The organism is Fluviispira multicolorata (assembly GCF_009208585.1).
GTDB classification, from domain to species: domain Bacteria; phylum Bdellovibrionota_B; class Oligoflexia; order Silvanigrellales; family Silvanigrellaceae; genus Silvanigrella; species Silvanigrella multicolorata.
In genome coordinates this window covers 1-13,024 of sequence record NZ_WFLN01000008.1, presented here as the reverse complement: position 1 = coordinate 13,024, position 13,024 = coordinate 1, and the positions used below count along the sequence as shown (strand labels likewise).

The following is a 13,024-nucleotide window of genomic DNA, read 5'->3' as shown; positions in this document are numbered from 1 at the left end:
CGTTTGTTAGTTTTTAATTGTACGCTCAGGTAAAGCTTCTGGTTTTTGAGAAGCATGTGGATGCTCGGTACCAGCATAAACTTTTAGATGGCGATAGCATTCATCACCCAAACGATTGTGGGGAAGCATACCTTTAACTGCAAGTTCTAACAAACGCTCAGGTTGAGTTGCACGGATTTCAGCGGCGGTTTGAGTTTTTAACCCACCAAAGAAACCTGTGTGGCGATGATAAAGCTTTGTAAGCTCTTTGTTTGCAGAAAGCTTAACTTTACCAGCATTAATAACAACAACGTTATCGCCCATATCCATGTGCGGTGTAAATGTTGGTTTGTGTTTACCACGTAAAATATAAGCAATTTGAGTCGCAAGACGCCCGAGAGTTTTACCTTCAGCATCGACAATGAACCATTTCTTCTGAATTTCAGAAGCTTTGGCAGAATAAGTTTTCATATAAAGAACTCCACTTAACAAAATAATGAATTTAACCTGTAAATTCAATTAATTACAAATTCACTTGCGAGCGTTATTCTCTTTCTCACCATTGCAGTCAAATTGGGCGTTATCTCAACGCAAGATGCTGAAATCAGAGAGGAATTAAAATCACTCATGCCACTCCCCCAAAAGGTGTGGAGTTCCTGCAGAAGCAGTGACATAACCCCGCATTGGATGTAGAATGTAGCGAAACGCACTTTCATTCACACAGCCCTGCAAAAAAATTCATGCAGAGGGGCTTTATATCGGGAAGTTTGCTTGTGGTCAACAATGAAAATTCATTTCTATTGATAAATCAAGAAATAACAGATCTTCCATACTTAGAGTGCTTGAAATTCATAGTTAGAGCTTCTTATGGCTTAATTGAAAGTGGAGAAGCTCTTTTCATTGATTTCATCCATGCTCAGCACATAAGTCTTGATAATAATCAAAAAAATCAAATAGATAAACTAATAAATCAGTTTGATTTTACCCAAGGAACCCCTGTTTCAAGACAAGTTTTGAGTCTTTTTATGCTTAAATATCTTTTTTATGAAAGCAATGATATCATTCAAAAAATAAAAAAAAGTCTTGTTGAAAAAACAAAATTAAACTTGAATAAAATATCAGAACAACCCAGTTTTGCTTTAAGAGCATATCGCGCCCTTCTTCTCTTAGAAAATACAAAAAATATTAAAGAAGAATTTTTTTTGTATGAAGAAAAATTAAATCAATTTCTAACAAAACTATCTGGTCAAAAAATCACAAAAAAAGAAGATTTCAATGCACCCTTAAGTTTTTGGGAAGAAGAGTCAATCAGAATATTAATGTATAAAATTTTATCCCTAGTTGAATGCGCAATACATTCATATATGTATATTGAAAACATGAAAGATAATAAAGTTACAATATCATTAATATCAATTAAAGAAGAAATACTAGATAGCACTATCGAAAATTTATTTAATAAAATTCACTTAATTTTGAAGCTAACTCATCTTATAATTAGGAATAATAAGAATCAGCATAAAATAATAGATGAAAATAAAACAAGAGAACTTGAAAACATTTTTTATTTAAATAGATTGGGTATTCAGTTATCAAAGTTGAATGAAAATATATCAGAAATTCAAAAACTGCAACAAAAAATGAGTGAACTTAATACGGGCAATATTAAATTTCGAGAAATGATCGATGAAGAAATTCAATCTTTAAATATGTCAATTTCAAAAGATAATATTACAACAGCACGTCTTGAAATGCGGCTTAACGATGAAGAATATCCCTTAAGCGTTGCCTTTAGAAATCATATTACAAAGATGCTTCAATGTTCTGAAAATTAGAACTATCATCATAAAACTTTTCACCTTTTGCCAATATAATTTCAGAGAATAAATTTTCTTGGCATATATTCACATGGTTTGCTTTACACAGCTCTAAAACCGCCATAATAACCACTATAAGTTCATAGCGTGACAAACATTCTATTAAAAGATCTTTTAAGGTTAAATTTTGTGTTTCTTCTAAACGCTTTTTTACTAACTCCATTTTTTGCTGGATAGTTATTTTTTGCGCACGAACGACTACCTTAGGTCGAGATGTATTTGAATATTTTAGCAACACACGCTCTAAAGAAATAATAAGATCAAATGGATTGCCTTTAATAGGATGCTCAAAGTTTGAAAACTCATCATCTCTTCGCTTAAACTCTGCTGTGGGATAAATATTCGCAGCTTCAGCATTCATTGCTTCCAGAATTTCTGAAGCTCTTTTTAAGGTTTCAAACTCTAAAAGTTGTTCGACAAGAATTCTCCGTGGATCTTCCTCTGGAATTTCCAGTAAGCTTTCAATATTCTCTATGCTTCTTTGCAATACAGGCAGCAATAAATTAGCTTTAATCTCTATAAGCTGGGCAGCCATTGCAAGATATTCTCCGGCTGAATGGAAATCTAATTCAGGAACTTGCTTTAAAAAACTAAGATACTGCTCTGTTATAATAGCTATTGGAATATTAAATATGTTAAGTTCCTGAGCTTTTATAAGATGCAGGAGGAGATCGAGGGGGCCATCAAAGTTTTCAAGTCTAAGGTGCATTGATTTCTACCAGTTACATTACGTTATAAGCTTTCGATCACTTTGCTACAAAATGATCGTAATTGAGGTTTAATCTCCTGTCGACGTAGATGTAAAGTCATTCTAGATAAAGTAAATTATTTTGTCGCTTTGAAACTTTCTAATGCCCTTTAAACTCTCAACTTTAAAGAATGAGGTTAAATTTTGCAGAAGACAAAATTACTTTTAATTGGACTTGGTTTCTTTTGGATATTTGCATGGAGCATATTCGGAAGTGTGCTTGGCTCACGTATCGAAATCATGAGCGCTACTAATGCAGATCCCACGTGGCTCATTGGTTGGCAAAGAACTCTTTTACGCTCGGCTCATGCGCACATGAACCTAATGGGTATTACAACTCTTTTAATTGCCTTAACGTTAAGTCATATTAAAATATATTTACCTCGAAAATATGTTTCAATAATCATTATTGTTAATTCACTAAGTATTCCGATATTTGGTTTAGGAATAGTTCTCCAAGCTTTTTTCCCAAATGCAAATGGGAACATATCCCCAGTGACTGCTATTGCGGCTCTAGGTGGAATTCTTTATATTATAACTATCGGAATTTGGTCCGCCCTTTTTATTTTTACCGCAATGAAAAAACACAACTGATATGAGTATTGAACAAGATAGAAGCATGAATAATTTTGAAAGAATTGTATTTATAACACGCATGAGCGCAATTGGTGATGTCATTATTGCATCTCGTATCATTGCAAAACTAAAATTAAATGGATATTTTCCCGTTTTAGTGACTTCATTCATAACCGAAGAAATAGCTCAACGCATTAAAGATTTAAATGCTTATATTTGTATTGATAAAGATTTAGACATTCGATATTCTTTTAATTCTCAAGTTTTAATTAAAGAGCATTTTATCCAAAAAATAAATAATATTAAAACAAATAAAAACAATATTTACATTGATTTACAAAAAACAAAGAGAAGTAGACGAGCAAAAAAAATTATTGAAAAACAACTGCATTTATCTTTTAATGCTTCTTACTCTGTAAACAAAAGAATACTGTATAGAATATTCTTAATCTTCCTTTCTTATTTTTGTGTTTCTCAAAAAAGAAATAGCGTAATTAAAAAAATCACTCGAATTCATGACTTGCAAGAGCAGCTCATTGATAAAATCATTAAAAATGATAAAAGCAATATTTCTCAATTTATTACAATTAAACCAACAACTTTAATATATAATAAAAGCTTTCCCCTACCTAAAATAAATTACATATGCATTTTTCCAGGTGCAAGTAATTTTATAAAAATGTGGCCCAAAGAAAGCTTTAAAGAACTTATACATTTTATATTAAGCCGAACAAACGCTGATATTATCCTATGTGGTGCAAAATCAGAGGAGTTTATTGGTGAATATTTAAATTATCCAAATAATAAAAGAGTTCTAAATTTAATTGACAAAACAACTCTTGGACAAACTCTTGATCTCATTGCAAATGCAAATTATATTGTTTCAAATGACTCATTTGCGAGTCATGCTGCTGATGCCTATAACAAACCTGCAAGTGTCATCTTCGGTGCAACATCTCCAAACTTTGGCTTTGCCCCTCTTTATGAAAAGATATCTATTGAATATGAAAATCTTTCTTGTAGCCCTTGTTCACGCCATGGCAAATCGCATTGTAGATTTAAAAATTTAAAATGCTTAAAAAGCATTTCTTCAGAAAATATTTATTCTAAAATAAAAAACTATTTTTAAGTACAAACTTAAAAAGGAGATATAATGTCACAAGAAAAAAATATTCAGGAACTCATGAAAAACTCTGAAACAAAAATGATTAAATGTGTTTTTCCTGACACAACCAATCATTATAATACTCTTTTTGGTGGTACAGCACTTAATTGGATGGATGAAGTTGCATTTATAACAGCAACACGATTTTGCAGAAAAAAAATGGTGACTGTTTCTTTAGATAAAACAGATTTCCAAAAACCAATTCCAGCTGGAACATTTGCCGACATTCATGGAAGTGTTATTCATATTGGGAATAAAAGTTTAAAAATACAAGTTCAAATTTTTATAGAGCAAATGTATACAAATCAAAGAGATCTTGCAGTCAGTGGTATTTTTTCAATGGTAGCAATTAATGATGCTGGAAAACCAACTTCTATTTTATAAAATGAATTTATTCTTTTAATTATTCGTGTTTTCATTTATTAAAACGACAAAATTTTATGATGAGCACATCTTCTTACATTTTAAAAGTTCAGAACTTATTAATCAAGAAGAATGCATTATTGGTAATGCATGCGGATGAACTAAAGATTAAAGCATTCATATATATATGAATGCTTTAATGGAATTGAGTGCAATTAAGAAGAAAATGCAAATAAGAATTAAATATCTGAAAGTTTGGAAAATCTTTTGTAATAAAAATGTCAGGAAAAGATTCTAAAACTGTTTTTCTTTGAGATTGAACAGGATGCGATGCTGCAAGTTTTACAACCGAACTTATAAAAGCGGTTTCATCTTTATTTTCGATAGCAGTAAATATTGCATTTATAAGTTTACTTTGATGTGGGTATTGTGCAACAAATGCAGTTCCACTTGAATTACGAGCATTTACATAATCTCTATCTAGTTTGTCGTTTAAAACTCTAGTTTCATCTCCTATACGATATAGGAAAGTTGTATTAAGTGGTGAAATTAAAGGCCTATTTTGTCGATCTGGATTATCGAGAACATTTCTTGGATTTTTCATATAATCTTCAAAACTCTGCTGGATTCTTTTCTCTAAGTAATTAATATAATCCTGCTCTTCAGGGGTTCTTTGAGACATTGGAGTTCCTGGTACTGGATTCAAAACAATATGTTCTTCTACTGGTCCTTTAAATATAAATGGGCTTTCTTCATTTGATATATTAAGTGCATCATTACTCTCTCCCACATAAAACCAAGCCTCTTGATGCTCGAGCCAAGCTTCACGATATAATCTTAAAACACATGGATTTTCAAATTCAAGCATTTGGCAAGAAATTGTTTCAAAATCTCTATCCATCTGAATTTCATGGTAATTACATATGTTTTCCAAATTTTGGATGAAAAGACGTCCCTTTGCATTTCTTGCTACTCCAAACGTTTTAGAGTCAACAGCATCTGGAATAACTCCATCTATATATGATTTTTCTTTCCAAAAAGTTTCCTCTGGATATCCCATAATTCTTGCTATTCCACGAAAAAAACCTTCACTATTATATTCCAGCCAAGTGTTTCTAGGATATTCATTAGATCTTAATCTAACATTATAATGAGTAAGATTTTGTTCTAGATTTAAACGCACACTCCATAGACTTTTTAGAATTTGCACCTTAGAACCATTAAATTCTCTTAAAAAATTAGCTCTATTTTCTACAGTAAATTTTGATCTTACGGGAGGAGATCCCGTACTCCCTCCACCAGAATTATTTCCTGATTGCTTAGAACAACTTAATATATTTAGAAAGAAAAAAATAACTAGCGCTAAAAGAAATCTCTTCATAATTCCCTCTATTCAAATTCAATAAAGTTACAATTAAGAATTCGGAGTGATAACATCCCAATGCTCTACGATTTTATTATTTTCCAATTTAAATAGATCATAGTAAGTTATAACTTCACATGCAAATGTTCCCTCACTGATTGCCAGTACGTAGTTTCCCTCACCTAAAATTTGTATATTCTCAGAATAATTATTTTTTATATCATCAACCTTTATTTGATTTTTTTTCAACATATTTTCGGATGAAAAATTCTTTCCAAACAAACTTTCATGATCTAAAAATTTCTTGTTATTAAAATACAAATGCGATTGATTATACTTCCTTTTAATCAGCACAGTATCGATAAATTTTTTAATTGTTTTTTTGTTTTCTTTAGAAGATTTTAAATCACTTATTTGAGTTGAACCTGCAACCTTTAACTCAGCATCTTTAACTGTAAAATCATTCTTCTGAGTAAGTCCACCCCAGTGTTCAACAACTTTTCCATTTTCAAAGCGAAAAATATCAATACCGATTTTTGGAGTGCTAAAATAATAAACTGTATGTGTAAAAACAAAATTTCCATCTTCAAATGCTCTGACAGTATTCACTTTAATTTTAATCTTAGGGCCTTTACTGCGAACTTTATTAAAACCTTTAATACTAAATTTCACTTTTTGATTATGATCGATATATTTTTTAGTATCGACATATTCAGCGGATTTAGGATTGCGAGTCTCTATACTTTTAATAAGTTCTACAGCAATTTTTTTCTTATCAATTTTTCCTACGTTTGGAAAAATATGCATATTTGAGATAAGAATAAAAATTATAAGAATCGATTTAAATAGCTTTGATATCATAGTTTTTCCTTTTAATAATACCAGATAGCAAAAAATCATTAAATTATCTAATTTTAAAAATAGCATATAATTATAAATTTTATTTGCTTGAATATAAATAATGAAATTAAATTGACATCTTGATTTGAAGCAAAAGGATATTTTTTTATAAAATATAAACTTAGTTGCTAATATAATAGAAAAATTAAACAAACAGAAATTATTCTTATAAACTTTTCTCAATCATACTATTTATTTTTTCATTTTGAGCGCAAAAATTTTTAGATAAATAAACTCCAAATAATATAATCGCAACACCAAAAATTTGAGCAAGAATTACAAAAAGTTCTCCGACCTTATATCCTAAAATGACACTTGAAATCATTTGTCCACTGATCACTAAAATTACAGTCTTAGTCGCACCAATTCTTGGAAACACAAAATTGTTTATAGCAACAAAAAGCGCACCAAAAAACCACTGAAATAAGTATATATAGGGGCCGTTTTTAAAAACTCTAAACTAAAACTACCTACAATACACGTCAAAAAAAGAAGACCAATAAAATGATTCCAGAATGATGCCTTAAAAACTCCAACATCAACACAAAGTCCACTATTTATTGAACGACTTACACTTATTAGAATAGCATTAAAACAGCTAAAAAAATCATTTTTCACCTAAAATAAATTATAACTCCACTTCCCGATAAAACTGATATTATTACGTAGAAATCAGTTATCGAAAACCTCTTTTTAGAAGAACCAAATAAACCAAAAATATCTGAAATGATTCCATAGAGAACTTGTCCCACTAACATAAGCGCAAGTGAAGCGGCTAAACCCAGTGGACTATTAATTGTCATAGCAGCTAATACAACTGTAAAGGCACCAGAAATACCAGCCAAATAAGCCCATAGAGGAGTTTTTAAATTATCTTGCTTCATATGATTTACTTTTTTTAGAATCAATTTTGAAAAACAGATGACAAACACAAATGCTGCAATTGTACCAATCCCATGCGCTATCCAAGAATCAATAACAGGAGTGCTGTGCTTTGCTAATAAACTATTATAATTAATCATTAAAGTCAGTAATAATCCTGCAAATAATGCTAAAAACCAGTCTATAGAAAATTTTTTCACTTATTATTAATTCCTCAAAAATATGTTTCTTAACATTTATTTATTAAAATAAGGCATCAATTTTTTCTAGATTTTAAAATTTATCAGGGAATAAACACTTTATCTCTTCAAGGGAATATGGTAATTTTTCAATGAAGCCATCAAAAAGTTTAAATTCCGCTAAATTGCATGGTACTGCTGAAGATAAAAAGCATGGGTTCTTGTAACCAAATTCCCTAAGTTCTGTTATGATATTCATTTCTACAACATTTTTTTTAAATCCATCATAAAAATAATCTAATATAATACAAGTTACATTATCGAATAAATCATTTCTTAGTAAAAATTCATCAATTAATATTTCAGGATTTGTAAAAATTAAAACTTCTTGTACCTTTAAGGATTGCTTCCACATTTCCTTAAAAAATTTTGAATCTTCAACTACAATGACTTTTTCGGTATTTTTATTTATTAAACTCATTTGGCTACCTAAAAACTCAATGAATATTTTAAAATATTCTCATATATTTTACTGACATTTAATTAAGTATTAAATTTTTACAATCTAGTCAACGAAACATAAAGAAAAATATAAGCTTATAAAATTTTGCTAATTTCTTTTAAATGCTGTATTAGTTTCTTTGTAAAGAAGTTATTTTATCGAATTCTATCAATTATTATAAAACTATAGATTCTTTTTAAGAAATTTAAGATTAATATCGGGAAATGAAATGATAGTAAAAAATGAAGAAGACCTTGAAAGACTTCGAACAATTGGAGTCATAGTTGCCGACACTCTTGTTTTAATGATGCAAAGCGTTAAAGTAGGTATGACAACTCTCGAGCTCGATGAAATTGGAGGATCTTGTTTAAAGCGTTTTGGAGCTACATCTGCACCAAAATTAACTTATAATTTTCCTGGCTACACCTGTATTTCTTTAAATCATGAAATTGCACATGGAGTTCCATCAGATAAAAAAATTCAGGCTGGCGACTTAATAAATATTGATGTCTCTGCTGAACTTGATGGCTATTTTGCAGATACAGGGGGGTCATTTAGCGTGTCTCCTATTAATCCTCAAAACGAAAAGCTTTGCTCTGCAACTGCGAAAGCCATGTATGCTGGTATCAGCGCTGTAAAAAGTGGAGAAAAACTATCTGTAATTGGCAAATCTGTAGAAAAAATAGCAAATATATATAAATATTCTATAATCGAAAATTTAGGCAGTCATGGTGTCGGCAGAGCTCTTCATGAAGAACCTAAATATATTTCATCAACCTTTGATCCCAAAGATAAAAGAATTTTAAAAAAAGGAATGATCATAACTGTAGAACCCTTTCTCTCCACTGGCGAAATTTATGCTGAAGAAGGGGAAGATGGTTGGACTCTTTGTATAAATAAAAAACATAAAGCTGCTCAATTTGAACATACAATTATGGTAACAGACAATGAACCAATTATTTTAACAATTCCTTCGGCCAACGCATTTTTTTAAGTTTTAATAAAATTTTTGATTGATAATTAATTCTATTTTAAACCATAAATTCTAAAAATTTTACCTTCTCCTATTTATAAAAGCCTAATTTTCAATAAATTTATTTAACTGAGATCTACGGTACAACGGATAAAAGAAAATAAGAATACATGCACTCACTAAAAAAACTGCTCGAACAATATTATCAGAAGGTATGATACTATAAATAACTTCAAATATTCCAAGAATAATTTGCGAATAAATTAACTCTGCAGCTGAAATTCCAGCGGCTTCGCTTGGAGTGCATAACTTAAACCATTCACTTTGCAATTGCAAACTAATTAAAGGATAGCAGAAAAAAATAAGAGAGAACAATATAATTTTTAAGGAAAATGAAGTTACAATTGGTAGAAAAAAAATGATAAAATTATTATAATTAAAGAACCAACAATGCTTGTTACATTTAAAGAAATTTCTTTCCCTTTATTTTTTAGCTCAATGATTTTTCCACCAATAAAATAAAATGCACCGTATAAAATAAGTGCAATAGCATAACCATTATTTTGCCCAAAAAAAGTTTCTCCATACTTAAAAATCATCATATTTGTACCACCTAAGCCCGCACAAACAAGAATATCTGTTAGCAAAATTAACCTTCAAGCAGGTGTAGATACTAAAGAAGTAAACACATTTTTATATTTATTATCCAATATTTTCGTTGGTTTAATACTAAATTTTTTCATCTTCCAAAAAATGAAAGCGCCAAAAATAGATCCAAATGCATCTACTGTCAGAACAATAATTGCAGTCTGAAGTGTATGACTGAATAACAAAAATAATCCTACTAAACAATACGATCCCTGTATGAGAACATTTGCTAGCAAATTTAATCTACTCGATTTTTGATAATCAGGGAGTTGTTTTAACCAAGTAAAGCGTAAGATTGAAATAGTCCCGCCAATAATACCTTTTAAAAAAGCACAAAGAATAAAAATTTCAATATTTTTTGTAACTACTGAGAATAAAATTAAACTTGATGTGACAAAAAATAAAAGTTCTGAGATTATACCTATTTTATGTGGTTCATATTTATTATGAATTGCTGGTGATACTACACTTCCAATAACATTACCTAGACGCATTAAGAAAAAAAACAAGCCAAGATTAACAATAGAAGCACCAAAGGAACTGCCTAGTATAGGGATAAAACCACTTGTTAGTACAGATGGTACATTAGAAATTATAACTTGTAAAACAAATGGATTTATTTCAAACACTATATATCCTTTCAAAATAAATTTTATTTAATTTGCTATAAATTTATAATGAAAAATTAATGTATCTATTAAAAACCACTATGTCAATATTATATTTCTATAACTAAAATTACAAATTGGTAATCAATTCAGTAAAAAATAAAAATTTATATATATTAAATAAAATATTGAAATTATTTCAAATAATAATATATAATAAAATGTTCTGATTGTATTAATAAAAATCTCTTAGTTTCTTTATTTAAATAAATTTTAGCTCTGCTATTTATATGTATTTATTTTAATAATTTGAGTTTAATTGGAGAATATATTGAATTTAAAATCTATCCATTGTTATATATTAAATGAGTACTCAATTGTGCTTGAATCTTCTCAACCAGTTCATTTTAGTTTCCAACAAAAACTATGGTGGATAACAGAAAATATATCTTTAAACTCAAATATTATTGATGTTATCATAGGCATGAATAATTTAACTGTTGTATTAAACCCAACAAATGAAAGTCCATCTAATTTTCTTCCAAAACTTGAGATGCTTTGGCAGCAAGCTCAATTAAAAGAATTTAAAAGCAGAGAAATTTTAATTCCCGTTAAATATGGTAATCAATATGGACCTGATTTAAATTTCATTGCTCAAAACTCTAAATTATCTATTGATGAAGTCATAAATATACATTCTAATACTGAATATCTTGTTTATTTTTTAGGATTTCAACCTGGCTTTGCTTATTTAGAAGGACTTTCTCCTATTTTAGCAACACCTAGAAGAGAAAGTCCTAGATTTTCCGTTCCAGCAGGCTCTGTAGGAATTGGTGGAAACCTGACAGGAATTTATCCCCAAAAAACTCCTGGAGGTTGGAATATTATCGGGCAAACTAACTTAACTTTATTTAATCCAAATCATTTTCCTCCAACTTTGTTACAGCCAGGTGATAAAGTTCGATTCATACCTGATAATTAGGAAATAATTTATGCTTTATATTTTAAAGGCAAGTCCACTTTGCAGCATTCAAGATTTAGGTCGAGTTGGATTAAGATCCATTGGAATTACACAAGGAGGAGCGATTGATCCTTTCTCATTCAAAATAGCTAATAAATTAGTTGGGAATGCAGATAACTGCCCATGTATTGAAATCACACTTGGTCCAGTAGAAATAGAATTTGCCAGAGATGCATGGATTTCCTTAACTGGCGCCTTCTATGAAAGTTACTTAGATGACAAAAAAATTTATAATGGCTGGAGAGTGAAAGTAATAAGTGGTCAGAAATTAAAATTAAACTATGCGATAAAAGGGATGCATTGTTATCTGGCAATAGATGGTGGAATAGATGTTAAGCAGGTTTTAAATGGATGTGGAACCGATTTAAATAATCATTTTGGGGGATATAGAGGAAGAAATCTACAAAGAGGGGATCAACTTAAACTTGGTAAACCTCATTTTTTAATGAAAAAAAGAGGTGTCCTTTTACCCCAAAAAAATAAATTTATCCGAGTTCTTCAAGGACCAGATTTTTTTAAATTTACAAAAGAAAACTGTGAAAAATTCTGGCGACAAAATTGGCTTATTACAAATCAATGTAATCGAATGGGTTATCGTCTACAAGGAAATTCAATCGAGTTTAATAATAAATCTGAAATACTTTCTCATGCAACCCTTCCAGGGCTCATTCAAATTCCTCCAAATGGTCAACCAATTGTTTTAATGAGTGATGCTCAAACAACTGGTGGTTACCCTCGATTTGGTTACATAATAAAGGCTGATCTTTGGAAATTGGCTCAAACTGAAATTAATAAAACGGTACAGTTTTATCCTTCGAACTTTGAAGAAGCACATAGAGCACTTAAAAAACAAGAGATATATTTAAGTAAACTTGAATGGAGCCTTAATGAAAATAGATCTTAATACAGATCTTGGTGAAGATTTTCCATTTGATAAAGTGATTCTTATTGGGAGAGTTAAAGAAGAAGTCTTTTTTTGTTAAATTAATTTTTCTAAAAACTCACTCAAGCAATAAAATCTTCTAAACCCAATAGATTGGCGAAATTAACTTATCTATGATTGCCTTAATACATGCAAATAGAGTTAAATAAAAAAAGCCCCTAGGTAAAAACCTAGGGGCTTTAGAAATAAAGGCTGCACAGAGCTACTCTCCCACACTTAAGAGTGCAGTACCATTGCCGCAGACGGGCTTGACTTCGGAGTTCGGAATGGGATCCGGTATTTCCCCGTCGCAATCAG

Annotated in this window: 16 protein-coding genes, 1 rRNA gene and 1 pseudogene; 7 read left to right on the top strand and 11 right to left on the bottom strand. The window is 30.1% G+C overall.

The genetic code is table 11. The features are described from left to right. Positions 1–6 precede the first annotated feature (6 nt). On the bottom strand, positions 7–450 hold the full coding sequence (rplM, locus tag GCL57_RS10910; RefSeq protein WP_152213579.1) for a 50S ribosomal protein L13: 444 nt from the start codon (positions 448–450) through the stop codon (positions 7–9). A 302-nt stretch (positions 451–752) separates the two neighbouring features. Here rplM and GCL57_RS10905 point away from each other — a divergent pair, with 302 nt between their 5' ends. Then, positions 753–1,814, top strand: a complete 1,062-nt coding sequence (locus tag GCL57_RS10905) for a hypothetical protein (protein WP_152213385.1) — start codon at positions 753–755, stop codon at positions 1,812–1,814. On the opposite strand, the gene GCL57_RS10900 is transcribed toward GCL57_RS10905, so the two are convergent. After that, positions 1,783–2,565, bottom strand: a complete 783-nt coding sequence (locus GCL57_RS10900) for a segregation and condensation protein A (protein ID WP_152213384.1) — start codon at positions 2,563–2,565, stop codon at positions 1,783–1,785. The two genes, GCL57_RS10905 and GCL57_RS10900, sit on opposite strands and share 32 nt — an antisense overlap. Positions 2,566–2,748: 183 nt before the next feature. Between GCL57_RS10900 and GCL57_RS10895 the strand changes: the two genes are divergently transcribed. Genes GCL57_RS10895 through GCL57_RS10885 form a run of 3 tightly spaced genes read left to right on the top strand, consistent with a single transcriptional unit; the run spans position 2,749 to position 4,729 of the window. Continuing rightward, complete coding sequence (locus GCL57_RS10895) at positions 2,749–3,198, top strand: hypothetical protein (RefSeq protein ID WP_152213383.1); 450 nt, start codon at positions 2,749–2,751, stop codon at positions 3,196–3,198. A 25-nt stretch (positions 3,199–3,223) separates the two neighbouring features. Next, positions 3,224–4,309 carry a glycosyltransferase family 9 protein gene (locus tag GCL57_RS10890; protein ID WP_161597715.1) on the top strand — a complete coding sequence of 362 codons (1,086 nt, stop codon included), beginning with the start codon at positions 3,224–3,226 and terminating at the stop codon, positions 4,307–4,309. A 24-nt stretch (positions 4,310–4,333) separates the two neighbouring features. Further along, positions 4,334–4,729 (top strand): acyl-CoA thioesterase, encoded by a 396-nt coding sequence (locus tag GCL57_RS10885; RefSeq protein WP_152213381.1) that lies wholly within the window; start codon positions 4,334–4,336, stop codon positions 4,727–4,729. A 175-nt stretch (positions 4,730–4,904) separates the two neighbouring features. Here GCL57_RS10885 and GCL57_RS10880 read toward each other — a convergent pair whose 3' ends face one another. From GCL57_RS10880 to GCL57_RS10855, 5 genes and pseudogenes are all read right to left on the bottom strand, one after another. After that, on the bottom strand, positions 4,905–6,089 hold the full coding sequence (locus tag GCL57_RS10880) for a hypothetical protein (RefSeq protein WP_152213380.1): 1,185 nt from the start codon (positions 6,087–6,089) through the stop codon (positions 4,905–4,907). 33 nt (positions 6,090–6,122) lie between these two features. After that, complete coding sequence (locus tag GCL57_RS10875; protein ID WP_152213379.1) at positions 6,123–6,932, bottom strand: nuclear transport factor 2 family protein; 810 nt, start codon at positions 6,930–6,932, stop codon at positions 6,123–6,125. A 205-nt stretch (positions 6,933–7,137) separates the two neighbouring features. Continuing rightward, positions 7,138–7,589 (bottom strand): annotated as a pseudogene (locus tag GCL57_RS15005) (DMT family transporter). Then, entirely contained in the window at positions 7,586–8,053 is a 468-nt protein-coding gene (locus tag GCL57_RS10860) for a DMT family transporter (RefSeq protein ID WP_152213376.1), read from the bottom strand. Before GCL57_RS10860 ends, GCL57_RS15005 begins: the two are co-directional and overlap by 4 nt. Before the next feature lie 73 nt (positions 8,054–8,126). After that, positions 8,127–8,513 carry a hypothetical protein gene (locus tag GCL57_RS10855; RefSeq protein WP_152213375.1) on the bottom strand — a complete coding sequence of 129 codons (387 nt, stop codon included), beginning with the start codon at positions 8,511–8,513 and terminating at the stop codon, positions 8,127–8,129. A gap of 250 nt (positions 8,514–8,763) precedes the next feature. Here GCL57_RS10855 and map point away from each other — a divergent pair, with 250 nt between their 5' ends. Then, entirely contained in the window at positions 8,764–9,528 is a 765-nt protein-coding gene (gene map / locus GCL57_RS10850) for a type I methionyl aminopeptidase (protein ID WP_152213374.1), read from the top strand. 84 nt (positions 9,529–9,612) lie between these two features. Here map and GCL57_RS10845 read toward each other — a convergent pair whose 3' ends face one another. The 3 genes from GCL57_RS10845 to GCL57_RS10835 all read right to left on the bottom strand — a co-directional run bounded on the left by GCL57_RS10845 (position 9,613) and on the right by GCL57_RS10835 (position 10,784). Then, entirely contained in the window at positions 9,613–9,837 is a 225-nt protein-coding gene (locus GCL57_RS10845; protein ID WP_152213373.1) for a hypothetical protein, read from the bottom strand. A gap of 68 nt (positions 9,838–9,905) precedes the next feature. After that, entirely contained in the window at positions 9,906–10,154 is a 249-nt protein-coding gene (locus GCL57_RS10840) for a hypothetical protein (protein WP_152213372.1), read from the bottom strand. A gap of 9 nt (positions 10,155–10,163) precedes the next feature. Further along, complete coding sequence (locus GCL57_RS10835; protein WP_152213371.1) at positions 10,164–10,784, bottom strand: MFS transporter; 621 nt, start codon at positions 10,782–10,784, stop codon at positions 10,164–10,166. A 310-nt stretch (positions 10,785–11,094) separates the two neighbouring features. Between GCL57_RS10835 and pxpB the strand changes: the two genes are divergently transcribed. Both pxpB and GCL57_RS10825 read left to right on the top strand, forming a co-directional pair. Further along, entirely contained in the window at positions 11,095–11,745 is a 651-nt protein-coding gene (gene pxpB, locus GCL57_RS10830; protein WP_161597714.1) for a 5-oxoprolinase subunit PxpB, read from the top strand. 10 nt (positions 11,746–11,755) lie between these two features. Continuing rightward, positions 11,756–12,688, top strand: coding sequence for a 5-oxoprolinase subunit C family protein (locus GCL57_RS10825; protein WP_152213369.1), 933 nt, complete (start codon positions 11,756–11,758; stop codon positions 12,686–12,688). 228 nt (positions 12,689–12,916) lie between these two features. Here GCL57_RS10825 and rrf read toward each other — a convergent pair. Then, positions 12,917–13,024 (bottom strand): 5S ribosomal RNA (rrf, locus tag GCL57_RS10820); the annotation flags it as partial.

What these genes read in the sequence shown, in the direction of transcription:
- rplM (WP_152213579.1), bottom strand. Translation starts at nt 450, where the DNA reads ATGAAAACTTATTCTGCCAAAGCTTCTGAAATTCAGAAGAAATGGTTC.
- GCL57_RS10900 (WP_152213384.1), bottom strand. Translation starts at nt 2,565, where the DNA reads ATGCACCTTAGACTTGAAAACTTTGATGGCCCCCTCGATCTCCTCCTG.
- GCL57_RS10890 (WP_161597715.1), top strand. Translation starts at nt 3,224, where the DNA reads ATGAATAATTTTGAAAGAATTGTATTTATAACACGCATGAGCGCAATT.
- GCL57_RS10885 (WP_152213381.1), top strand. Translation starts at nt 4,334, where the DNA reads ATGTCACAAGAAAAAAATATTCAGGAACTCATGAAAAACTCTGAAACA.
- GCL57_RS10880 (WP_152213380.1), bottom strand. Translation starts at nt 6,089, where the DNA reads ATGAAGAGATTTCTTTTAGCGCTAGTTATTTTTTTCTTTCTAAATATA.
- GCL57_RS10875 (WP_152213379.1), bottom strand. Translation starts at nt 6,932, where the DNA reads ATGATATCAAAGCTATTTAAATCGATTCTTATAATTTTTATTCTTATC.
- GCL57_RS10855 (WP_152213375.1), bottom strand. Translation starts at nt 8,513, where the DNA reads ATGAGTTTAATAAATAAAAATACCGAAAAAGTCATTGTAGTTGAAGAT.
- map (WP_152213374.1), top strand. Translation starts at nt 8,764, where the DNA reads ATGATAGTAAAAAATGAAGAAGACCTTGAAAGACTTCGAACAATTGGA.
- GCL57_RS10825 (WP_152213369.1), top strand. Translation starts at nt 11,756, where the DNA reads ATGCTTTATATTTTAAAGGCAAGTCCACTTTGCAGCATTCAAGATTTA.